Source organism: Rhodococcus marinonascens NBRC 14363 (assembly GCF_001894885.1).
Lineage (GTDB): Bacteria > Actinomycetota > Actinomycetes > Mycobacteriales > Mycobacteriaceae > Rhodococcus_F > Rhodococcus_F marinonascens.
Map to the genome: position 1 here is coordinate 1 of NZ_BCXB01000046.1, position 22,980 is coordinate 22,980.

General features: G+C 66.1%; 15 protein-coding genes and 2 pseudogenes. 4 read left to right on the forward strand and 13 right to left on the reverse strand.

All coding sequences use genetic code 11. From position 1 onward, the window contains the following. Nucleotides 1-602 precede the first annotated feature (602 nt). Nucleotides 603-1,355, reverse strand: a pseudogene (locus RM2_RS20725) ((Fe-S)-binding protein); the annotation flags it as partial. A 230-nt stretch (nt 1,356-1,585) separates the two neighbouring features. After that, nucleotides 1,586-1,960 carry a YncE family protein gene (locus RM2_RS20730; protein ID WP_072691403.1) on the reverse strand — a complete coding sequence of 125 codons (375 nt, stop codon included), beginning with the start codon at nt 1,958-1,960 and terminating at the stop codon, nt 1,586-1,588. Between the two features lie 48 nt (nt 1,961-2,008). On the opposite strand from RM2_RS20730, the gene RM2_RS20735 reads away from it, so the two are divergent. Then, nucleotides 2,009-2,359, forward strand: coding sequence for a DUF4913 domain-containing protein (locus RM2_RS20735; RefSeq protein WP_169846785.1), 351 nt, complete (start codon nt 2,009-2,011; stop codon nt 2,357-2,359). A gap of 659 nt (nt 2,360-3,018) precedes the next feature. Here the strand turns inward: RM2_RS20735 and RM2_RS20740 are convergent. Genes RM2_RS20740 through RM2_RS20750 form a run of 3 tightly spaced genes read right to left on the reverse strand, consistent with a single transcriptional unit; the run spans nt 3,019 to nt 5,872 of the window. Then, nucleotides 3,019-3,282: an NAD(P)-binding protein gene (locus RM2_RS20740; RefSeq protein ID WP_139277866.1), complete on the reverse strand. Its 264-nt coding sequence runs from the start codon at nt 3,280-3,282 to the stop codon at nt 3,019-3,021. A 17-nt stretch (nt 3,283-3,299) separates the two neighbouring features. Continuing rightward, nucleotides 3,300-4,526: an MFS transporter gene (locus tag RM2_RS20745; RefSeq protein WP_084721918.1), complete on the reverse strand. Its 1,227-nt coding sequence runs from the start codon at nt 4,524-4,526 to the stop codon at nt 3,300-3,302. Continuing rightward, nucleotides 4,523-5,872 (reverse strand): NAD(P)-binding domain-containing protein, encoded by a 1,350-nt coding sequence (locus RM2_RS20750; RefSeq protein ID WP_072691405.1) that lies wholly within the window; start codon nt 5,870-5,872, stop codon nt 4,523-4,525. The genes RM2_RS20745 and RM2_RS20750 overlap by 4 nt, the downstream gene beginning before the upstream one ends. A 97-nt stretch (nt 5,873-5,969) precedes the next feature. On the opposite strand from RM2_RS20750, the gene RM2_RS20755 reads away from it, so the two are divergent. After that, nucleotides 5,970-6,833, forward strand: a complete 864-nt coding sequence (locus RM2_RS20755; protein ID WP_072691406.1) for a helix-turn-helix domain-containing GNAT family N-acetyltransferase — start codon at nt 5,970-5,972, stop codon at nt 6,831-6,833. A 205-nt stretch (nt 6,834-7,038) separates the two neighbouring features. Here RM2_RS20755 and RM2_RS20760 read toward each other — a convergent pair whose 3' ends face one another. The 5 genes and pseudogenes from RM2_RS20760 to RM2_RS20785 form a co-directional block, all read right to left on the reverse strand. Further along, entirely contained in the window at nt 7,039-10,005 is a 2,967-nt protein-coding gene (locus RM2_RS20760) for a helicase-like domain-containing protein (RefSeq protein WP_507762067.1), read from the reverse strand. A gap of 37 nt (nt 10,006-10,042) precedes the next feature. Continuing rightward, nucleotides 10,043-10,696, reverse strand: a pseudogene (locus RM2_RS26155) (DUF8437 domain-containing protein); the annotation flags it as partial. Nucleotides 10,697-12,302: 1,606 nt separating this feature from the next. Further along, a complete protein-coding gene (locus tag RM2_RS20775) occupies nt 12,303-12,611 on the reverse strand; it encodes a HigA family addiction module antitoxin (RefSeq protein WP_072691410.1) in 309 nt (102 codons plus the stop codon). Nucleotides 12,612-12,646: 35 nt separating this feature from the next. After that, nucleotides 12,647-12,928, reverse strand: a complete 282-nt coding sequence (locus RM2_RS20780; protein ID WP_072691420.1) for a type II toxin-antitoxin system RelE/ParE family toxin — start codon at nt 12,926-12,928, stop codon at nt 12,647-12,649. 96 nt (nt 12,929-13,024) lie between these two features. Beyond that, nucleotides 13,025-13,390: a hypothetical protein gene (locus tag RM2_RS20785; RefSeq protein WP_072691411.1), complete on the reverse strand. Its 366-nt coding sequence runs from the start codon at nt 13,388-13,390 to the stop codon at nt 13,025-13,027. Between the two features lie 1,146 nt (nt 13,391-14,536). Here RM2_RS20785 and RM2_RS20795 point away from each other — a divergent pair. Next, nucleotides 14,537-15,490, forward strand: a complete 954-nt coding sequence (locus RM2_RS20795) for a beta-propeller fold lactonase family protein (protein WP_245814074.1) — start codon at nt 14,537-14,539, stop codon at nt 15,488-15,490. An 833-nt stretch (nt 15,491-16,323) separates the two neighbouring features. Here the strand turns inward: RM2_RS20795 and fgd are convergent. Then, the gene (gene fgd, locus RM2_RS20805) at nt 16,324-17,331 is read right to left on the reverse strand and encodes a glucose-6-phosphate dehydrogenase (coenzyme-F420) (RefSeq protein WP_072691415.1); all 1,008 of its coding nucleotides are present in this window, start codon (nt 17,329-17,331) and stop codon (nt 16,324-16,326) included. Between the two features lie 55 nt (nt 17,332-17,386). Further along, nucleotides 17,387-17,728 (reverse strand): YidH family protein, encoded by a 342-nt coding sequence (locus RM2_RS20810; protein WP_072691416.1) that lies wholly within the window; start codon nt 17,726-17,728, stop codon nt 17,387-17,389. A 91-nt stretch (nt 17,729-17,819) separates the two neighbouring features. Between RM2_RS20810 and RM2_RS20815 the strand changes: the two genes are divergently transcribed. Further along, nucleotides 17,820-18,779 (forward strand): alpha/beta hydrolase, encoded by a 960-nt coding sequence (locus tag RM2_RS20815; protein ID WP_072691417.1) that lies wholly within the window; start codon nt 17,820-17,822, stop codon nt 18,777-18,779. On the opposite strand, the gene RM2_RS20820 is transcribed toward RM2_RS20815, so the two are convergent. Next, on the reverse strand, nt 18,735-22,980 hold a 4,246-nt coding region (locus tag RM2_RS20820), incomplete at its 5' end, for a non-ribosomal peptide synthetase (RefSeq protein ID WP_245814075.1). The two genes, RM2_RS20815 and RM2_RS20820, sit on opposite strands and share 45 nt — an antisense overlap.

Genomic DNA, 22,980 nt, shown 5'->3' on the forward strand with positions numbered 1-22,980 from the left:
TAAGAGGACTCCACGCCCTGAACAGCGAGGACATCTCGGAGTCCATCTGCAGACACAGGGCAAGGCCCTGGACCTCGCCGCCGACAACGGCTGGGTAAACTTGCTAATCTGGTCGAGTTGCTCCAGGTAGCCGTCGAACGGGTGCAAGTCCTCCCGGTACAACTTCAGTGCGGCGACCCGCTTCGTCAATGCTGTCTCCGACTGGGCAACAACCTGCTGGTGCAATCCAATTCGACCAGGCACAACAGATGTATGTCGTCGGCAAACACACCGTCGACGACATCGCCGCCACCTTTCGTGTCGGCCGAGCCCACCCTATACCGGCAACTACACGCTTGCCACGACGGCGATGACTGCGCGTTGATCATCTACCGCAACACCCGCACCCGCAAAGGCGACCCCGACACCAACCACTGCTACGTCGAAACCGGGGCCGGGGAACGCGCAACTCGGCGCGGACCGCGGCTACGCCGACACCCCACTAACCTCACCGTTGACACCCCACTAACCTCACCGTTGACCGATCTCCAGATCGCCGCCCAATTCCCCACCCTCGGGATCCGACTCGGCGATGGGATAGTGGAGCAATCCTTTGACGAAAGCTATCGGGGCTCGAGGTGGCCGGCAAGGAGTTCGGCGAGATGCTGTCCACGAACTTCGGCGAGGTCTGCGAGTTGCGTGCGGCAGGAGTAGCCGTCGGCGAGGATGGTGGTGTCGGGGTCAGCGGCCCGGACGGCCGGGAGCAGTTGCTGTTCGGCGACTGCCACGGACACGTCGTAGTGGCCCTTTTCGACGCCGAAGTTGCCGGCAAGACCGCAGCAACCGCCGAGACGCTGCACGCGCGCACCCGCCTTCTCGAGCAGCTGTGCGTCCGGACTCCACCCCATCACCGCGTGATGGTGGCAGTGTGGCTGCGCAACAACTGTGGTGCCCTCCAGGGATGGTGGTTCCCATCCGCGTTCGGCGAGCAGTTCGGCGAGGGTGTGGGTGTTCTCGGCGACCGGTGTCGCGGCCGCGGTGCCGAGGAGTTCGATGGTGTCGGAGCGCAGGACTCCGGTGCACGACGGTTCCATTCCCACAATCGGGATACCGGCCTCGGCATGCTCTGACAACGCGTCCAGGGTGCGGCCGACGATCTTCTTTGCCGCCGTCAGCTGACCGGTCGAGATCCAGGTCAACCCGCAGCACTGTTGCTTGTCGGTCAGCTGCGGCTGGTATCCGGCGGCCTCTAGGACCCGGACGGTGGCGCGCCGGCGAAACCGGGCCGATGAGTCACGCCACCGACGACGGAACCTGGCTCGGACACGGGGAACTGGCGGTCGACCACCCACCGGAAGGATGGACCCGACCGTCCCGGTTGACGCCCTAGAGTGAGCGACCCGCTCTGAAAACGAGATGCCCCCCGATCCGCCCAGGCGGATCGGGGGGCATCTCACTGTCGGGCGACGCAGAAACCGAAAAAGAGGTCGCCGCACCCCGCCGATCCGAGAAAACTTCCCGGATCAGGGCTGACGGAGAAAGTCTCGGTCGACCAAGGCAGTGTGAGGCGACCTCTTGCCCGTCGCATCAGCAGTATAAACCGGGCCTACGACACGGTCGCCACGCTGCTGTTCCCTGGATTTCGTCTGCTGCCAGCGAAGCTTCCCCAAGAGGTGGAAGGTGTCTCGATCCCGATCCCAATCACCGACACCGTGTCGCTGTATTGGTTGGTGATGTAGGCGCGGGTGCCGTCGGGGGTGATCGCCGCCCCCCACGGCATCAAGCCGACCGGGATGGGGGTGGTGGCAACGGTGTTGGTGGCGGTGTCGATCACCGACACCGTGCCTCTGTCCTGTTTCGTGATGTAGGCGCGGGTGCCGTCCGGGGTGATCGCCACCCCCTGCGGCTGGTCGCCGACCTCGATGGTGGTGGTGACCGCGTGGGTGGCGGTGTCGATCACCGACACCGTGTCGTCGCCCAAGTTGGTGGGGAAGGCAGCGAGGAGCTGCCAGCCCCGACGTTCGCCAGGTTGGAGGACTTCGTCGAGCAGTACGTGTGCGAGGTCGTCAACCGGAAGATCAGCCCGCAGCCGGGCCACGGGCTCGCCTGGGATCCGCGCTGGTGGCGGCATCCGGAGGTGGTGGCCCGCCTGACCGCGCTGTGGTGGGCGTTCGAGGATGCCCGCGTATCCGCCGATGATCCCTCAGCGATGTCGAATTGGTGGATCCGCCACTGCGACCCGCACCTGAAGCTGCTCCTCGACGGTGAGACCGGGCCGATGAGTCACGCCACCGACGACGGAACCTGGCACGGGCACGGGGAACTCGCGGTCGACCACCCACCGGAAGGATGGACCCGACCGTCGCGGTTGACGCCCTAAAGGTTCTCGACCACCCACCGGAAGGATGCCCCCCGATCCGCCCCAACCGATCGGGGGGCATCGCACTGTCGGGCGGTGCAGAAACCGCAAAAGAGGTCGCCGCACCCCACCGATCCGAGAAACCTTCCCGGATCAGGGCCGACAGGGAACATTCCCCTGTCGACCGAGGCAGTGTGCGGCGACCTCTTTCTCGTCGCACCAGCAGTCTAGAACGGGCCCCCGACACGGTCGGTGCTCAGTCGGTTGTGGACGGTCACCGATCCGGGGATCCCGATCTACACCGCCCCAAGGGACTCACTCGCCAGGAATGGGTCCACCGCTCAGGTCGTAACTGATGACGAGCAATGTGGCGCTCGCGGATATGAGAAGCGTTGTGACTGCGTACCCGACGCCGAGGCGCCGGGTTCGGCGGAATGGCACGAGCACTATCCCTGGAACGACGCATATGATCAGACACGCGACCCAGGAGATCCAGTATGCGGGCGCGCCCTTGTACAGACCGTTCCAGATGGTTCGCTTTGGTACTGGGCTGGGGCCTGGAACATTGAAGACGATCTACGCGACGAAAATTAGCGGAATGTAGATGAACACCCCAACAAGAAGTCCGGTAAGCACTCCCCAGCCGGCGAACCAACGTTCTTGGGTTCGTTCTGTGTTCGTCACCTGCTACCTAACTCCCGACCATGACTCAACGGTCTCAGAGCCGGGTAGCGGTCGTCGCCTCCAGGGAACGGAAGGCCTGGCAGTGATCTGTATTTCGCCGTGGAGAACAGTGTGAGGCTGGCGTAGTAATGCGGCCAGGATCCGACAGGTTCGTCGGAGGCCTCGATCACGGCCGGTTTCAGGCCTCCGCGGCGCAGGGCGTGAGCGGCGGCCAGGCCGGACTGGCCGCCGCCGATGACGAGGGCGTCGTAGTCAAGCATTCGATTTTCCTCTGTGGTCAGGGGGCAGGTTCGGTGGTTCGGCGGGGCACGCTGGCGGCGGCGAACACCGCGGCGAGGAGAGCGATCGCACCGAGGACGAGGTAAGTGCGGGCGTAGCTTCCGGTCCACGAAGACAACGCGGTGCCTGCCCACGGCGCGAGGGCCATCACGATGACGATCGGGGCCGACATGAGCCCGTTGAGGCGGCCGTAATGGGTTGCGCCCCAGCGTTCGGTGATGGCGGTGGCCTCGACGAGGGTGAAGACGCCACGCACCAGACCGGCGCCGATCGCGACGCAGATGAGGGCGGTCACGCCGCCGACCACACCGAGCAGTGCCGTCGTCGCCGCGCTCGCGACGAGGATCCCGACGACCCGGCCGCGGGGCCCGGTGCGGGCAGCGATCGGGAGATAGCCGATCCGTCCGAGGACCTGACCGGCTCCGCCGAGGCCGAGGGTCAGTGCGGCGAGGCCGGGACTGAAACCTTGTTCGATGAGCAGCGGCACGAGGTTGAACACGGCGGCGAACGCGGCGAACGCGGCCAGACTCAGCGCGATCACCAGCGCGGCGAAGGCCCGACTGCGGGACGCGTCGCGGTGATCGACCACGGAAGTGCCTGGATGTTGGGGTGGGTCCGGCCACCGGCCGCGCAACCCCAGAAAGTGTCCGGGGATCGTGACTGCGGCCAGGATCGCTGCGAGGATGACATAGGTTGCCCGCCAGTCGTATCGCTCGACGAGCGCCGCGGCCAGTGGCGCGAAGACGGTGCTCGCCAGTCCGGCGGCGAGGGTGAGGATCATCAGCGCCTTGACGTAGTCGGCGCCGTACCAGCGTGTCAACGCCGCGAACGCGGGCAGGTAGAGCACCGCGCCCATCGCCACCCCGGCCAAGGCCCAGCCCGCGTAGAAGACAAGCAGGTTCGGTGACCAGGCCACGACCAGCAGCGCCGGCACGGCGAGCACCGATCCGGCGGTCATTACCGTTCGCGGTCCGCTGGCATCGAGAAGTCGTCCGACGGGGATCCCGACAACCGCAGCGACAAGCTGACTGATCGAGAACGCGGCCACGATCACCGACGGTGACCATCCGCTCTCGTGCGAGATCGCCACCGACAGCACAGGAAAGGCGTAGTAGAGGATCCCCCAGCTGGTGATCTCGGTCAGGCACAGCGTCGCCAGCACCCGCCGCAGACCGGCCTTGTCGAGGGTCTCGGTCAGCGGCGGGGCTGTCGTCGTCTCGGTCACCCGCACCGACCAGCGAGGGACGGAGCGAGGCTCACCAGTTCCGGCTCGGGCGCGGCACCGCAGCAACCGTCCTCGGCCGCCGCGGTGTTGGGTTCGTCGAACACTCCCGCGCCGCCGCAGACTCCGGTCTCGGGCAGGATCAGTTCGACTCGGTGCGCGGCCTCCTCGTCGCCGGCGAGGTGAGCGGCGATGCTGCGGACCTGCTCGTAGCCGGTCATCGCGAGGAACGTCGGTGCGCGGCCGTAACTCTTCATCCCCACCAGGTAGACACCCGGTTCGGGGTGGCTGAGCTCGCGGACGCCGTGCGGGTAGACAGTGCCACAGGAGTGCACGTTCGGGTCGATCAGTGGCGCCAACTCAACTGGGGCCTGCAGGACCGGATCGAGCCCGAGGCGGATCTCCGACAGCCAGGACAGGTCGGGGCGGAACCCTGTCAGCGCCACGACGCGGTCGACATCCTCGATCCGATGTCCGCCATCGGCGACCAGCGCCAGCGGTCCGGCGCCGTTGGATTCGACGGCGGCGGTGCGGAACCCTGTCACCATCTGAAGCGCCCCGTCACCGACTGCCTCCTTCGCGCGCAGGCCCAGCGCCCCGCGGGCCGGGAGCTGGTCGGCCTCGCCGCCACCGAATGTGGATCCGACATCGCCGCGGCGTACCGCCCAGGTGATCCGGGTGCCCGGCGCCTCGGCCGCCAGCTCCGAGAGGGCCACTATCGCGGTCATGGCCGAGTGGCCGGCGCCGGCGATGACGGTGTGCTTGCCCGCGAACTCGTTGCGTACCTGCGGGTCCTCGAGGTCGGGGACGCGGTAGTCGATGCGAGCCGCAGCAGCGCGCTCGCCGAGGGCGGGCAGGCCCTCACCACCGAGCGGGTTGGGCGATCCCCAGGTACCGGTGGCGTCGATCACCGCGCTGGCGAGGATCCGGTCCTCGGATCCGTCGGCGCGGCGGATGTGCACGGACAGGGGCTCGGTGTCGCGGCCAGCGTCGACGACCCGGTCGCGGCCGGCTCGTGCCACCCCGATCACCTCTGTGTCGAACTGCACTGCATCACCGAGCGCAGCGGCGAGCGGGACGAGGTAGTAGCTCGCCCACTGCCGGCCGGTTGGGTAAGTCTCGGCCTCAGGGGCGGTCCATCCGGTCTGTTCGAGTTGTCGCCGCGCCGCCGGGTCCACCAGCTCCGACCACTGAGAGAACAGTCGGACGTGATTCCACTGCGCGACCGCTGCACCGGCGCTCGCACCTCGCTCGAACACGAGTGGCGTCAGGTCGCGCTCACGCAGCTCTGCGGCGGCAGCCAGGCCAATCGGGCCGGCGCCTACAACGACCACGGGCAGGTCAGTCATCACAACTTCCTTTCATCGACGATCATCGATCAATTCCCACTATATCGACGCCCATCGATTGATGCAACCATCGATGGATATCGATACAGTTGTGGGTATGAACTCTCTGGAGATGCCGGTTGTCCGGACCGCCCGCCCAGCCGGGGCAGATGCGCTGGCCCCCGAGGATGCGACCACGTACGCGGGTTGGTTCGCCTGCTTGGCAGACCCGACCCGGGTGCGACTGCTGCATCAGGTTGCCAGCCACCCGGCCGGCATTACGGTCGGCGAGTTGGCTGAGTCGTTGGGGGTCGGTCAGCCGACCGTGTCGCATCACGTCCGCAAGCTCGCCGACGTCGGGTTCGTGGGCGTCCACAAGGACGGCACCAGCACCGTCGTCGTGGTTAACCCCTCCTGCTGCACCGGACTGCCGCAGGCCGCGGACGTGGTGATGGGCGTGCTCACCCCGCGCCCGTGCTGCCCAGACGACCTGCCCGCCGACGTCACTGTCCGCCCGATGAGTGAAGACGATTGGGATGCCGTGCGCCGGATCTACGGCGAGGGCATTGCCACCCGCACCGCGACCTTCGCCACCGAAGTCCCCACCCGCGAGGCCCTCGACGCACAGTGGCTGCCCGGGCACCGCTGGGTTGCCGAGATCGACGGCGCCGTCGTGGGCTGGGCTGCCCTCAGCTCGGTTTCCGGGCGGGACTGCTACCGCGGGGTCGCTGAGAACTCGGTGTACGTCGCGGACGGCGTGCGCGGACGCGGGGTCGGAAAGTCACTGCTGCGCACCCAGGTCATCGCCGCGGACCAGGACGGCCTGTGGACGCTACAGACCTCGATCTTCCCCGAGAATCGTGCTTCCATCGCCCTGCACCACTCCGCCGGATTCCGCACTATCGGCGTCCGCGAGTGCATTGCCCAACTCGACGGCCAGTGGCGCGACACCGTCTTCCTCGAGCGCCGGTCGGGCCGCTAGGCCTTGCTTCGGCGCCGATGGGAGGCCCTCGACTACTCCGAGGGGAAGTCGAATCGGCTGATGCGGAACGCTGAGCCATTCGCGTCATCTGTGTAGGTAAATCGGATGCCACACGGTGGCTTCGAGGCCCCGTGGGCAACGGACGCAAACGGCAAGGCAGTGTGCGGCGACCTCTTGCTCATCGCAGCAGCGGTGTAAACCGTGCCTACGACACGGTCGCCTCGCTACAGACCGCGGTCGGTACCGCTGCGGCGTGCCGGGTCGGGTTGTGGCCGGGGGTCGTGGCCGCGGTCGGGTTTCGCGGGGGGCTGGTTGCCGAGCATGGTTCACAGTGCGTGCGGGTGACCGGCAGTCCGGGTGGCGTCGGTGGTGCGGGCGGCGGCGGGACCGGTGGTGGTGTCGGCGGGACGGGCGAACCTGGTGAGGGCGGCTTCGGCCGCGTAGCGGGCGGTTTCGCGGCGGTCCTCGAAGTCGCTGGCCTTGCTGCCGTCGGCGGCCCATGCCGCCCAGTGCCATGCCCGGTCGGTCCACTGGATGCTCGCGCCGGACTGTCCGCTGTCGCGGTCGCCGCCGATCTGGAAGTGCGAGCCGTCCGCGGAGCGGGGCTCCAGGGGTCGTCGGCGCGCGCTTCTGCGCGGTCGGCTGCACCGGCCTGCCATTGCTCGGCGGAGGCGGCCATCTTTTCGGGCACGGACGCGGCGAGCGCGGACGGGGAGGTTTGCGCCTTCTCTGCGTGTGCGGGTGTGGGGTTCAGGTCCAGTGACCACCGTGGGTACAGGCCCTCGCCGCGCCGGCGGTCGAGGTCCTCGCCCCGGGTTGCGAGGGCTTCGGGGGAGTTCTCGCGGGCGTTGACCTCGGCCTTGAGCTCGGCGAGTGCGTATCGGGCGCGGGCGAGTTCCTCGGTGCGGGTGAACCCGGCGTCGGGGATGGCGGCGAGTTCATCGCGGCGGGTGAGGGACCGCTCACGCTGCCGGTGGGCGTCGGTTGCCTTCTCTGGCAGGTCTTTGACGAGGTTGCGGACCTGCTGGATGATGCCGCGTGCCGCGGTGGCGTGCGACATCGCTTCGGCGGCTTTGGCGTGGTCGATGAAGCGGTGGCCACCGGGTGTGGCCGACAGCTGCAGCACGTCACTGATCCGCGAGTAGCGGCCGGTGACGGTGATGCCGCCGACCTGGAACATGTCGATGGGCTTGTCGCTCTTGATCATCCGGGCGTCGATGTACTTGGTCTGCAGAACGCGCTGCAAGCCTGAGACCAGGCGTTCGCTGTCGTTGTCGGCGATCGTCTGCCCGCCGACGGTGATCATGCGCCGGGCGCGGTCCTCGATCGCCAGCCACGCGGCCGCCTTGGCGGCGTGGTCGTCGAGTCCCGGCAGTGCGTTGTCGAGGCGCTCGGCGGTGCGGTCGAGGCGTTCGATCGCAGCATGGCGGGAGGCGTTGGCGTTGGCGGTCATCGTCTGCTCGGATTCGAGGCCGTCGACGAAGGCCTGCTGCTCGACGACCTGGACGTAGACGGGATCTCCGGTGGCCGCAGCCTTGGTGTGGGCCGCGGACAGGGCGATGTCGCCGCCGACGTCTTCCATCGTGTCGGGTACGTCGCCGCGGCGGATCTGCTGCACGGCGGTGGCTTTGCGCTCGATGATCTGCCACATCGTCGCGTCGTAGGAGCGGCGGGCGACCATGTTCACGACGTCGACCTCCCGGTGGACGTTGCCCTGGCGGATGATCCGGCCGAACCGCTGCTGCATGTCGGCGGCGGTCCATGCGGGGTCCAGGGAGATGAGCTGTTTGAGGAGGCGCTGGGCGTTGACGCCGGTGCCGAGCTTGGGGGTCGAACCGATCAGCACCCGCACCTTGCCGGCGCGGCAGTCGACGAACAGTTGCTGTTTCTGCTTCGGGGACGGGTAGTCGTGGATGAACACGACCTCGTCGCGGGCCATGCCGCGCTCGACGAGCGAGTCCCGCAGCCGGGTGTAGAGGTTGTTGTGGCCGACCACACCGGGTTTCGGTGTGCCGCGGTCGCAGAACACCATCTGGAACACGCCGTGGGCGTCGGGGCCGTACCGGTCGGCGGGGGTGAACAGGTCGACGTTCTCGCTGTGGGTTTTCCAGATCAGGTCCGCGGCCACGACGATGCGGTCGTGTTCGGGGTCCGGTTCGGGCAACCCGGCCAGGGTCGGGTGCAGGGAGGCGTTGCGCCCGTCGTTGGAGATTTTGAGGGCGTTGTCGATCGCCATCGTCTTCCCGGAGGTCACCGACATGCGCTCGTCCAGGTCGAACATGAAGTCGCGGACCTGGGGTGCGAGGTCGAACTCGACGACGATCGGGGCGCCGGTCCGCATCCGCGGCAGCGCGACCGGGATCTGGTCCTCGGTGACGACGTCGCGGAACTGGTCCACCATCGCCATGAGCTGACCGACGTTCTGGTAGGCGGCCATTCGCGACACCGGTCGCAGGGAGGTGCCGGTGACGTTCATCTCCACGGTGGTGCGTTGCTTGGCGAACGTCTGTGCCCAGGCGTCGATGTGCTCGACTCGGGCATCGCGCAGCAGGTCGGGCCGCAGGTAGCGGTTCATCACCCACAGCTCGGACATCGAGTTCGACACCGGGGTGCCGGTGGCGAAGGCGAGGGTCTTGGCGGGGGCGTCGGGTCGGCCGGCCTCGATGTTGCGGAGGAAGGCCCGATTACGCAGGAACCGGCCCTTCATCTCGAGGTCGCTGGCGCGCTGGGCGCCGCCCACCACGCTCAGGTCGGCACTGTTGGAGGCGCGGGCCAGGTTCTTGTAGTAGTGCGCCTCGTCGACCCAGATGAAGTCGCAGCCGGACTGCTCGAACGTCAGGCCGACGTCGGTGGCCTTGGAGTTGATCAGCTTCTTCTGCTTGGTCTCCTCACGCTTGATCGCCTTCTCGATCTCCTTGATGGTGTGGTCGCTGCCTGCGGATTTAGCGGACTCGAGCCCTTCTCGCAGCTCCATCAACCGGGTGTCGAGGTACTCGATCTCGGTTTCCTTGGTGACGCCAATCAGCTTGAACAGCGACTCGGGCACGATCACCATGTCCCACTCGGTGACGGCGCTCTGACCGATGAACCGCTGCCGGTCCCGGACCCCGTCGAGGTCGGAGCCGACGAGGATCTTCGCGGCCGGGTAGGCGGACCTCGCCCGCCCACTGATCGACGAGGTGGTTCGGGGCGACGATCCAGGGCTGGCGTACCTGCCCCAGTCGGCGCATCTCCATGCTCGAGATCGTCATGGTCAAGGTTTTGCCGGCACCGACGCAGTGATCGAGCAGGATCGTCTCGCCGTGCAGCAGCCGCTCGATCGCCCGCCGCTGGTACTCGAAGGGGTCATACTTGTCGGTGTTGAGGCCGGGGTACCGGCGGTGGCTGGTGTCGAACTGCGGGGTGACGTAGCGGTTGAACCGCTCGTTGTAGGCGGTTTTGAGGTGTTCGTAGCGTTGCGGGTTCGACCACAGCCATTGCACGAACTTCTCTTCCAGCTTCACCGCCCGGTTGCGCAGGTCGTTGGTGTGTTTCGGGTGGAACCGCGGCTTGGGTTCTTTCTCGAGTTCTTCCTCGTTCTTGTGCACCTCGACGGTACCGGTTCTTTCGCGGCCCCTGGGCGGGGGTGCGGGCCTCGAGCAGGCCCTCGCGCACCTCGGCGGGCATGTCACCGGAGAACGGGTCGAGGTCGAGGTCGTCGAGGTCGTCGGGATCGACACCGCGGTCGACGGCGAGGTCTCGCGCCGCCTGAATGCGCCATTCGCCTTCGAATGTGGTGAGGTTCGCGGCCGTCTTCTCCGGGCTGTTCTCGGTGGCGTGGTTGGTCCACTTGAAGCGGTTGATGAACCCGTACTCGGTGACATAGTCGTCGTACTGGCGGGTCAGGAGCTCACGCAGCCCCGCCCGATCTTCGGCCGTGGACCTCAGATCGCGTGCCGCGTCGCCGATCTCGAGGACGGTGTCGCCCATCGCCAGCAGCCGCTGCCATTGGTCGTTGATATCCCGGGACTTCTTCGTCGTGGCCACCCATCCGGCTCCGACCTGGTACTGCTCCCACAATTCGGTGCGCTCGTCGAACCGCAGCGTGCCCGGTACCGCGGTCTCCTGGACGGGCCGGGTATAGAGGCCAGGTGCGTCGAAGCCCGGATCCAGGGTGCGGTCGGGGGCCGTCGCGGTGAGCGCCTGGCCGGTGTCGAGGGCCTGATCGATGATCCGGTCCAGGACACCGCTGACACCGAGCGCCGCCGGCTCGTTGTCGCGGGCGATGACCTTCAGGGTGTTCGAGCCGTACATGCCATTGCCGACCTCGTAGCTGCCGAGCACGTTCTCCGGACGTTCGAGGAAGTAGCCGTTGATGCGGGCCTCGGCTTCCTTGCCGCCCTTGCCCGGCAACGACGTCACCCGGGTCTCGAGCCAGTCCCGGGTTTCGGTGCTCATCTGCCGGCCCTCCTCACGGCGGCGGAAGACGAGCACGTCGGTGAGCACGTCGGTGGCAGCCTGGCGGCGGTGCGCGGTCGACGGCAACCGGACCGCACCGACCAGGTCCGCGAGCGACCCGATGTCTTTGCGGGCGTCCGGGCGGGCGGAGTCGGAGGTGAAGGCGCTGGTGATGACCGCTACGTATCCGCCCGGGGCGGTGAGGTTCAGCGACTTGATGATGAAGTGGTTGTGGATGTTGCGGCTGTTCGGGTTGTGCACGTCGTCATAGAGCGCGAAGTTGTCGAACGGCACGTTGCCGATGGTGGCCGTGAACGCGGCGTTCTCGACGAACGGTGCCTCGAAGCCGTGATTGCGGACCTGCTGTCCGGGATAGAGCCGGTGGGCGATCTGGGCGGTGACCGGGTCGAGTTCGACGCCGACCATCCGCACCCCTTCGGGGGCCGATCCCAGGAAATGCCCGCTGCCGCAGCCCGGTTCGAGGACTCGCGCCCCCTCGGGCAGGCCTGCGCGCTGAACGGCCCGCCACATGGCGGCGGCGATCGCCGGGTCGGTGTAGTGCGCGTTGACGGTGCTCAGCCGGGCGGCGTCGTACTCCTGCGGGGTGAGCAGCTCGTACAGTTCGGCGCGCTCGGGGTCGAACTCGGTCTTGGCGGTGTCGAAGATCTGCGGGACACCGCCCCATCACCCCAGGGGTGTACTACGACCTCGACACCCTCTGACGAGGAGGCACGGCGCATCGAACCCGGCGCCACTCCACACAGGCCCGGTAACGCTGCCCAGCGGCCTGACGTTCACGATCAGCCTCAACCCGAGCCGGGTGCCCGCCAAAAGATGACCTCATTTTTCCTGCGGGCGTTGCGGGGCCGGTAGTCGCGAACTTCTTCGAGTATCCCGGCCTTGTGCGCGTGAACCGGTTAGCCGACGCTTGGCCAGATGTCCTCGAGGCCCTTCTCTATCGTCTTCGCTTCCCCTCGTGATCGCCTCAGACAGTCCCGCACCTCAGGCCGTCGATGGGTACGGCAGCCGCGTTCAGGCGGACACGAGGGGGACGATGGCTTCCAGTTCGTCTGCAATGCGTTCTCGCTGGGCCTCGATGTCGTAGCGGTCCTGCAGATTCATCCAAAACCTCTCGCTGGTGGAGAAGTAACGCGCCAGACGCAAGGCTGTGTCCGGCGTGATGCGGCGCTTGCCGTGCACGATTTCGTTGATCCGGCGCGGCGGAACGTCGATCGAGACAGCGAGGCGGTGCTGCGTGATTCCAAAGGGCTTGATGTATTCCTCGTTGAGGATCTCCCCCGGTGTGATGATGTCGAACAGTGGTGCGTTCTTGTTGGTCATGTTCGCTCCTAGAGCTGCTGTATGTCGTCGGTGTGTCAGTGGTAGTCGGTGATCTCCACATCGCGGGGACCGCTCGCGGTCCAGACGAAGCAGATCCGCCATTGGTCGTTGATTCGGATGCTGTGCTGTCCCTTCCGGTCACCGACCAGCTTCTCCAGTCGGTTCCCTGGCGGGACGCGCAGGTCGTTGATGTCGTCCGCGGCGTCGAGGATCAGCAGCTTCCGGTACGCCGCCCGCTGAATCTCTGGTCCGAGTTTGCGGCTGTGGCGCCGGCCCCACACCAACTCCGCCTGTTTACCGGTGAACGACTGGATCACGACACCAAGCATAACGAGTTGCGTTAATAACGTCAAACGTTATGTTCGTCTGGGAAACTCGCGAACCACCCCAGACCACAAAATTTTTCGCACTGTTCAGGTTGTGATTTTCGGGGGTCCGGCGTGCTCCCGGTCGGCTGCGGCGGCGTAGACGATCCGGACGTCGATACCGTCCACCGCCAGATTGCGCAGCGCCGTCGCCGCGGCGACTCGATGCCAGCGGGCGGGCAGCTCGGGACGATCCGGGACCACACCGTCACCGCGGTAGATCACGATGATGCCGCTACGCCTGCCGATCTCCTCCAGCTCGCGCACCACGTCGTCCTGGTCCTGCTCGAGCTGGGCGAGTTCGGCGATCACACCTGCCGGCACCGTCTTGGCCGTGCCGGTCTCCCAGCCTCGGACGGCACGTTCACCGACGGACAGCAGTTGCGCGGTCTCCTGCGAGGACAGATCCAGCAACTCACGGCGTGCGCGACAGCTCCGCGCCGGAACGGCGGTCGTCGGCCATGGGATGTCCTTCGGGATCGGAAGCCTGGGCCTGCGCCCTGGTGTCGGTGATGCGTCGGTGAGACTCTACCGACGGCCACCGTCGAATCACCCCGCAGACGAAAACCACTTGTTGTCCGCAGCCACTTGCTCCAGGGACTTGTTGCCGGCATCGCGAGACACTCGTTGTTCGGCAGCGAGCACCCATTCCAACGGGAAGTCCGCAGGGCTATCGAGGATCGTTCTTTCGTACTCCGTAGCTCGTTGGATTGTCAGGGACGGCAAGACCGCGGCAGGTCCGTGCAACCGAATACCTGCCAGCACTTCCTCTGAAGGGTTCGTGAGCATTCTTACCGACAGCGCTCGAAGCGCAGGCCACCCGCTCGTCCTGTACTTCCCCAGGTCGCCGAGTCCTCAACCCCCTGGTACGCGTGGGAGGAAGCACGCGTCTGCGACAAGGCGTCCGCGATGTCCTTCTGGTGGACCAACCATCTCGAAGCACCTGCGGGTCATTCTCGACTCAGAGACCGCTCCTATGGCCCACGCAAAATCCGACGGCTCGTTCTCCGGGTGGCCCGCCCTCCCACACCAGCCCGTACCCACAGGGCTCCTTCCCCGCACTCCTCCCCGACTGAGCACCACGCCGGCGCTTCACTTGCGTTCTCGGTCCAGAACGACTCGTCGCGGGATACGAAAACCCCAGGCAGCTCGGGGACGAGTTCGTCTGCCACGCCCACCGTTGTAGAAGCTCTCTATTTGTGGACTGCTGCAATCGATTCTGTCTTCGTTGCCGCACGAATACCGATAGCACCCCTGATGTGGACGGTGACCACACGCAAATCTGTCCCTGCGTTACCCCAGCGCATGCCGTTCTACCGATCGAGTGGGGCAGCCCGCCGGTGGCAGGGGCTGCCTCATCGCAGGTGGGGTGTACCGCACAGCGGTTCGGGTGCTCGATCATGCCTCGCATGGTCTTGTGGCCGTGAGTGCTTCGGCGAGTCCGGAGGCGAAATCGGGATTTCGGTTGTTAGCCTCTCCTGGGCTGGTAGTTCGGATCCGAACACCAGTTGTGCCACTGCACGGTTGATCCGTTTTGTTCCTCTAAGGCAGGAGAAAAATGTGAATCGCCACACTGGTTTTCGCGGGTATCCCACGGTCGGGGGGCGCGCCCGACGTGTAATGCTCGGGGTGACCGCCACGGTCGCGATGGTCCTCGGTATGGCCGGGGCGGCGGCCGCGGCAGCGGACACCGTCATCGATACCATCCCGGTCGGGGACGGCCCGGAAGGGGTGGCGGTGACCCCGGACGGGTCCTTCGTGTACGTCCCCAACGATGATGACGGCACGGTGTCGGTGATCGACACCGGCACCAACACCGAGGTCGATACCGTGACGGTCGGGAACAACCCGCGCGGGGTGGCGATCACCCCGGACGGGTCCTTCGTGTACGTCCCCAACGATGGCGACGGCACGGTGTCGGTGATCGACACCGGCACCAACACCGAAGTCGATACCGTGACGGTCGGGAACGCCCCGGAAGGGGTGGCGGTCGTCACCCCGGACGGGTCCTTCGTCTATGTCACCAACAGTGGCGACGGCACGGTGTCGGTGATCGACACCGGCACCAACACCGAAGTCGATACCGTGACGGTCGGGGATATCCCGCAAGGGGTGGCGATCACCCCGGACGGGTCCTTCGTCTACGTCGCCAACAGTGGCGACAACACGGTGTCGGTGATCGACACCGCCACCAATAATGTGGTCGATACCGTGACGGTCGGGGCTACCACGCAAGGGGTGGCGATCACCCCGGACGGGTCCCGCGTCTACGTCGCCAACGGTGGCGACGACACGGTGTCGGTGATCGACACCGCCACGAACACCGTGGTCGATACCGTGATGGTCGGGGATTTCCCGGTTGGGGTGGCGGTCACGCCGGACGGGTCCCGCGTCTACGTCGCCGATAATGGCGACAACACGGTGTCGGTGATCGCGATCGACCGGTGCCTCGGATCGTTGTGCTTCGACTTCGGCTCGTTGACCGGCAGCGGCTCGGGCAGCGTTTTCAGCTGACACCCGCACCGTGAAGCCGGATGAGGCCGCCGCCCCGACCGTGAGGGTGGCGGCCTCATCCGGTTCGTTGACGTGAGTCGTGCGGTGGTCGGGTGAACTGGCAGCCGACCGTGTCGTAGGCCCGTTCTACACTGCTGATTGCGACGAGAAAGAAGTCGCCACACACCGCTCACACCGTTCCTGCCCGTCGAGTTGGTTTATCCATTTTGCGTGGGGTTCGATTCATGATGCGGCAGACCGTCTGGCACCGGGCGCAGATCGGCGCAGGTGGGGCTCTCTGCAGTTCCCTTTGCGCCGACCAGACCGGCTTTTGCACATGTTCGGCTTCGCGGCGGGGCTCTGGGTCCGGGTGACGGCTCGGGGGGATGCCCGGGGGTTGCACGCGGGTGGACATCGACCTCGACGAACGGCCGAAGCCGCCCGGACCTGGGGGTATTTCACCAAGGGCCACGCCGGAGCCGCCGTGGTGCCGGCGTTGCTGGCATCCACCGATGCCGAGTCATCGCACCCGTCAGGAGCCGAGCTACTCACCCGCTGATCGTCGGCTACGAGATCGGAATCCGCGCGGGAATCGCATTGCACGCAGCCGCAGCCTTACCTCCGAGGCCGCGAGCCCGTCGAGGCGGCGAGGCGGCGAGCTGGAGGCATATCACCGACGATGTGCTGCCACCGCACCTTCGGCCTCCGGGTGTTCCGAAATCACTCGAGAGACCATCTCCGATCGTCAATCGTGCACTGAAGGTCGATGATCACGAGCAGGGCTAACGGCGCCGAGTTCACGCGGCACCAGAGTGACGCACCCACGTTCGTGGCGATCACCCCTCCGCAACCGCCTACCCCCGCAACCGCGGCGCGAGGTCGCGTTCGAACAGCTCCAGGAACCGCTTCTGATCATGACCCGGCGCATGGAAGACGAGGTGGTTGAGTCCGGCATCGAGGTACGGCTTGATCTGCGCCACTGCCTCATCCGGATCCGACGCCACGATCCACCGCTTTGCCACCTGCTCGATCGGCAGCGCATCCGCCGCCTTCTCCATCTCGATCGGATCATCGATCGAATGCTTCTGCTCCGCGGTCAACGACAACGGAGCCCAGAACCGGGTGTTCTCCAAAGCCAGGTCAGGATCGGTGTCGTACGAGATCTTGATCTCGATCATCTTGTCGATCTCGGCGGCATCGCGCTCCGCCTTCTCCGCGCCCTCTGCGACCGCCGGCATCAATTTCTCCGTGTACAAGTCCATGCCCTTACCGGATGTGCAGATGAACCCGTCACCGCTCCTCCCCGCGTACCGAGCCACCACCGGGCCACCCGCCGCGATGTACACCGGAATCCCGCCTTCGGGAACGTCATAGATCGAGGCCCCCTTGGTCGAGAAGTACTCCCCCTCGAAATCGACCCGGTCTCCGAGCCACAGTTCGCGCATCAGCCGTACCGACTCCCGCAACCGCGCGAACCGCTCCTTGAACTCGGGCCACTGCCCCGAGAAGCCCGTCGCGATCTCGTTCAGCGCCTCACCGGTACCCACCCCGAGCATGATCCGCCCTGGATACAGACACCCCATCGTCGCGAACGCCTGCGCCACCACCGCCGGGTTGTACCGGAAGGTCGGCGTCAACACCGACGTCCCCAGCTGCATACGACTCGTACGCTCGCCCACCGCCGTCATCCACGCAATCGAGAATGGCGCGTGTCCACCCTCGTGCCGCCACGGCTGGAAATGATCCGACACCGTCGCCGAATCCATCCCGTGCGCTTCCGCGAGAACACCCAACTCCACCAAATCCCGCGGACTGAACTGCTCCGCGGACGCCTTGTAACCGAGTTTGAGTTCGTGGGCCACTGTGCACTCCTTCGTCGTCACGTTCGGTTCGCGAGATGCGAACCTCTTCTGCAGGCTAGAACGCAGCTACAAGGCTGGCGACCGCCGCTCCAATTGCCACCGCTATCAGCGTCACCGAGAACAACCACAGTTCGTGCGGTGGCGGCATGGGGGCATCCTCCCTGAGCGCCTTTTCCACCTGGTACCACCGTCGCATTCCCACGAGTGCCGCGGCCGCGGCGAGCCCTATCAAGATCAGTCCGAGCGTGGTCCTCACCAACTGGGTGCTGAATCCGGGAACGAGGTGTTCGATCGCGATGCCCCCGGCGAGAAGAGCGAGTGAGCTACGCATCCATGCGAGGAACGTCCGCTCACTCGCGAGGGTGAATCGCTCGTCGGGCCGGTCTTTGTCGGTCACCAAGTTATCTTTGCACCGGTTCGCCAGATCTGCACCAAGCGGGTACCGCACCGTTCTAGATTGGAAGGGCAGGCCAAAAGCAGGGGGCGACATGCTACCGTTCAAAGTTCTGCATTCGGCAATCCTTCCACGCGTTCTGGCGGCGACACTCCTGGTGCTGCCCGCCTGGGCGGGTCTCGGTCCGCCATCCGCGTCCGCGGAGGCGATCACCACGCGGGTAGACGTGTATTCACCGTCAATGGGCCGGTGGGTACCCAACGACGTCATTTCCCCCGCTTCGGGTGGTCCGGCCCCCACTTTCTATCTCCTCAGCGGCATCGGCGGCGGGGCGGATGGCATCTCGTGGTTCAACAACACCGGTGTGCGGGAATTCTTCACCGACAAGCATGTCAATGTCGTCATGCCAATCGGCGGGCAGTACAGCATGTACACAGACTGGATCGCGGACGATCCTGTTCTCGGCCGCAACAAGTGGCAGACATATTTGACGAGTGAACTTCCCGCCGCGATCGACAGTCGATTCGACACCACCGGGGTCAACGCGATCGGGGGGGTATCGATGGCGGGCAGCGCAGTACTCGCCCTTGCCATGCAGGCCCCGGGCTTCTACCGTGCGGTCGGCTCGTACAGCGGTTGCCCCATGACGAGCGGCACGCTCGGCCAGGCGATGGTGCGGTCCATGGTCGAACTGCGCGGCGGCGGCAATGCTGCCAACATGTGGGGAGGTTCGTCGGACCCCCGGTGGGCCCTGCACGACCCGATGCGCAACGCCGAACGTCTTCGCGGCACAGAGTTGTTCATATCCAGCGGCAACGGGATCCCCGGCGCAATCGATGATCACAACCCTGTATTGGCTCTGCCTCAGACGATCGGCGGCGGTGTCCTCGAGATGGTGACCAATTCGTGTGCCGTCGCGTTTCAGAACAAGCTCGCGTCGCTGGGGATTCCAGCCACCTTCAGCTTCCTCCCCTACGGCACGCACTCGTGGGGTCTGTTCGAGACCGAACTACGGCAGTCCTGGCCGGGCATCGGCCGCGCGATCGGGGCGTGAGGCCAGCGATCTCTCCAGGATCGGCCCGATGCTCGCGAGGGCCTCCGGAGTGGTCATGCGCAGATGGTCGCATTCCACCTTGTGCTCGACGATCGCGCCTGCGATCGCCGGTTGCCACACGCTCGGCGATGGCCGTTCCCCTTCTTCGCCGTCAGCAGACCGCGCGGCACTGAAAAACAACAGGTCGCCATCGAACACTCGAGGCTCGTATCCGGTGGAGATCTGCTTGGAGCTCTCCAGTCCGGCGCTGATGCGCCCGAGGAGCGTCGAGGCGAATGCGGAGTCGCGGCCGAACGATCGGCCGAGCATCTCGACCAACTGCTCGCGGTACGACGAATCTGTATCGGTGCCGCCTTCGGACTCGACACCCAGTCCGCGGAGCCACTTCTCGGCGTCCACCTCGAGGTCACCAAAGTCGTCCCCCTCCGCAACGTAGCTGTCCATCATTGCGAGAGTCCCGACATCGGCGCCCGACTCGCGCAGTTCGACCGCGACGGCCTGCGCAATCACCCCTCCGAGTGACCAACCCAGCAGGTGATACGGCCCTAGAGGCTGCACAGCCCGCATCTCGACCACATATCGATGGGCCAGTTGTGCCATCGAGTCGAATGTTGTTCCGCCACTGAGAATCGGAAGCTGAAGCCCATAGGCCGGACGGTCGGGCGCAAGGTGCTTGATCAACCCGGCGTACCCCAAGGCGAGTCCGCCGGCCGGGTGCACACAGAACAGGGCAGACCGTGCGCCGGCGGCCCGGAACGGAATGACAACAGCCAGCACGTCGTCGGCCGGCACGCGTCCGGACGCCGACAGATCCACGATGCGGCGGGCCAGGCCCTCCGGGCTCGGATTACGGAATATCCACTGCAGCAGTGGCTCCGTGCCGAGCCTAACCCTCAGCTCGGCAACCACCCGAGTCGCCGCCAGTGAGTTCCCGCCCAGTTCGAAGAAGTCGTCGTCGGCACCGACGCGTGCGACGCCGAGCACCTCGGCGAAGACTTCCGCCACCGCTTCCTCGACCGCGCTGGCCGGGGGGCGGAACTTTCGAGGCGCGATCGACGGAGCGGGTAGCGATCGCCGGTCCAGTTTTCCGGTCCGACCGACGGGCAGACTATCGAGCACAACCAGTTGGGCAGGCACCATGTACGGTGCGAGGTGGGATCCGGCGTAGCGGAGCACCTCGGCGGGGTCGATGCTCGCACCGGTTTCCGGCGCGACGTATGCCACCAGTCGGTCTCCGACGCCGCTCTGCACGGCGGCCGCCGCCCCGCGTACGCCGTCGCAGCGGGTGAGTACCGACTCGATCTCGCCGAGTTCGACTCGCTGTCCACGAATTTTCACCTGGAAGTCGTTGCGTCCCACGTATTCCAGCCGACCGATCGCGGTCCAGCGCACGAGGTCGCCGGTTCGGTACAGTCGGGAGCCAGGCTCGCCGTATGGGTTTGCCACGAACGACGCCGCAGTCGGTCCCGGACGGCGGTGGTAGCCACGCGCCAACCCTGGTCCCGCCGCGTACAGTTCGCCGACCGCACCGACCGGAACCGGTTTCAACCAGGTGTTCAATACGACCACGTCGACGCCGCGACTCGGCCCACCGATATTCACCGGCTCCGCGGGCGAGAGCACCTCGCCCGTTGTCGTCTGCACCGTCACCTCGGTGGGGCCGTATCCATTGAAGACGGATCGTCCGGGTGTCCACCGCGACGCCACCTCGGGCGGGAACCGTTCACCCGCCACCGCGAGAATCCGCAGGGAAGCAATCCCGGCGGTGCCCATGGAATCGAGGATCGTGGGTGTGAAGAAGGCGTGCGTGACGCGCTCCACCTCAAGGAATTGAGCCAGTTCCGGTCCCCCGAGAACGGCGGGCGGCACGATCACCAGTGTCGCGCCGGCGCCGAACGCCAACAGTAGTTCGAACACGGATGCGTCGAAACTCGGCGAAGCCAGGTGCGAGACCCGATCACCGCGGGTCGCCGCGAAGCGCTCCCGCTCCTCGGCGGCCAGGCTCGCGAGGCCGCCGTGCGTAACCACCACACCTTTCGGTGTTCCCGTCGATCCGGAGGTGTAGAGCAGAAATGCAGCGTGCTGGACGCGCAGCGGACGCAGACGCTCGGTATCGGTCACAGGGCCGCCGGGGTACGTGTTCTCGATGTCGAGATCGTCCAGCAGTAACCATTCCACCACTCCGGGCATCCTGTCGCGCTGCCCGGAGACTGTCAGCCCGAGCACCGCACCCGAATCTTCCAGCATTCCGCCGATGCGAGCGGACGGCAGCAGGGGATCGACCGGCACGTAGGCCGCGCCCGACTTCGCGACCGCCCACACCGACAGCACCCACTCGATCGACCGCGGCACCCCGATCGCAACGAACGCATCCGGGCCGGCGCCGCGGTCGATCAGCGCCCTGGCCAGGCGGTTCGATCGTTCGTCAAGCTCCCGATACGACATGGTGAGGCCGTCGCCAGACAGTGCGGTCGCCGCCGGTGCGAATGCGGCTCCCGCGGTGAGCACGTCCGGTAGCGTCCGCCCGGTCACAGAGGGAAGGCCCCGCATCGGTACGAGTTCGGCCCGTTCGAGGGCACCGAGAATTTCGAGATCGCCCACTCGGATCGATGGATCGGTGACCGCTGCGTCGAGCAGGCGAACGAACCGGTCGGCGAACCCGGCGACGGTATAGGGGTTGAAAAGATCTGTGGCGTAGGTGAAGCTGGCTGCGATACCCGCCGCCGTGCCGTCTTTGCCGTACTCCTCGGCCAGCGTCAACTGGAGGTCGAACCTCGCGATCCTCGCGCCGAGGTCTATGCCGTCCACCTCGACTCCCGGCAATGAGAAATCGGGTCGCTCCGTGTTCTGGAATTCGACCAATACTTGGAACAGTGGCGAATGCGCCGTTGATCGGGGCGGGTCGAGTGCTTCCACGACCTTCTCGAACGGCACCTCCGCGTGACCGTAGGCGCCGAGGTCGACGCCTCGTACCTGCTCGAGCAGTTCGCTGAACGGGCGCGCATCGCGGACGACCGTCCGTAGGACCACCGTATTGACGAACATTCCGACCACGTCGTCCAGGACGGCCTCGCCTCGCCCGGCGACCGGGGTTCCGATGGCGATGTCCTCGGAACCGGTGATCTTGGCCAGGAACACCGCCAAGGCGGCGTGCGCGACCATGAACACTGTCGAGTGATGCGCTGAGGCCCGCTCCGCCAACCGACGATGCAGGCTGGAACCGATCTCGAATCCGACGCGGTTCCCATCGGGCGATCGTTGCATCGAGCGCGGGCGGTCGGATGGCAGTTCCAGGGCCGCAGGAAGACCAGCCAGCGTGGCACGCCAGTAGTCCAGTTGCCGTGATACGAGCGATTGCGCATCGTCTTCCGAGCCGAGAACTTGTCGCTGCCAGATCGTGAAATCGGCATACTGAACCGGCGGCGGTCGCCACTGCGGGGCATGCCCTGCCGTCCGCGCGGTATACGCCGCCATCACATCACGCGCGAGTGGGACCATCGACACGCCGTCCGCAACGATGTGGTGCACAACCACCAGAAGTGCACGATCGTCGTTGGACATCTCGAACACAGCCACTCGCAACGGCACCTGCTCTGTGACATCGAATCCCAGCGACGCCGTCTCCGTGAGCCTCTGCTGCAAATCCGCCTCACCCGACACCCTCGTGACGGCCAGGTCCGGCACCGATTCCCGGGCCGGCAGGATCACTTGCGCCGGTTGGCTACCAATCATCGGAAAACGGGTCCGGAGCGACTCGTGCCGCCCCACCACATCCGACACCGCCGACCTCAGCGCGCCGATATCGAGGGCCCCGGTGAGCCGGAACGCCATCACGATGTTGTGGACTGGTGAAGATGTATCGAACTGGTTGAGGAACCACATGCGAGTCTGGGCGAGAGACAAGGGAATTCGCGCGGGACGTGCCGTCGCCTGCAACACCGGACGGTCTTTGCGTTCCCCGGCGCCGGCGGCGCGTTCCGCAAACGCCGCCACGGTCGGAGCCTCGAACAAGGTATGCAAACCGACCTCGACGTCCAGGGCGGCATCGACCCGGGCGACCACCCGGGTGGCGGACAATGAGTCTCCGCCCAACTTGAAGAAGTCGTCGTCGGCGCCGACGCGTTCGATAGATAGGACATCGCCGAATACCTCGGCCACGATGGACTCGATCGGGGTGGCCGGCGCCCGGAACCGATCTGCC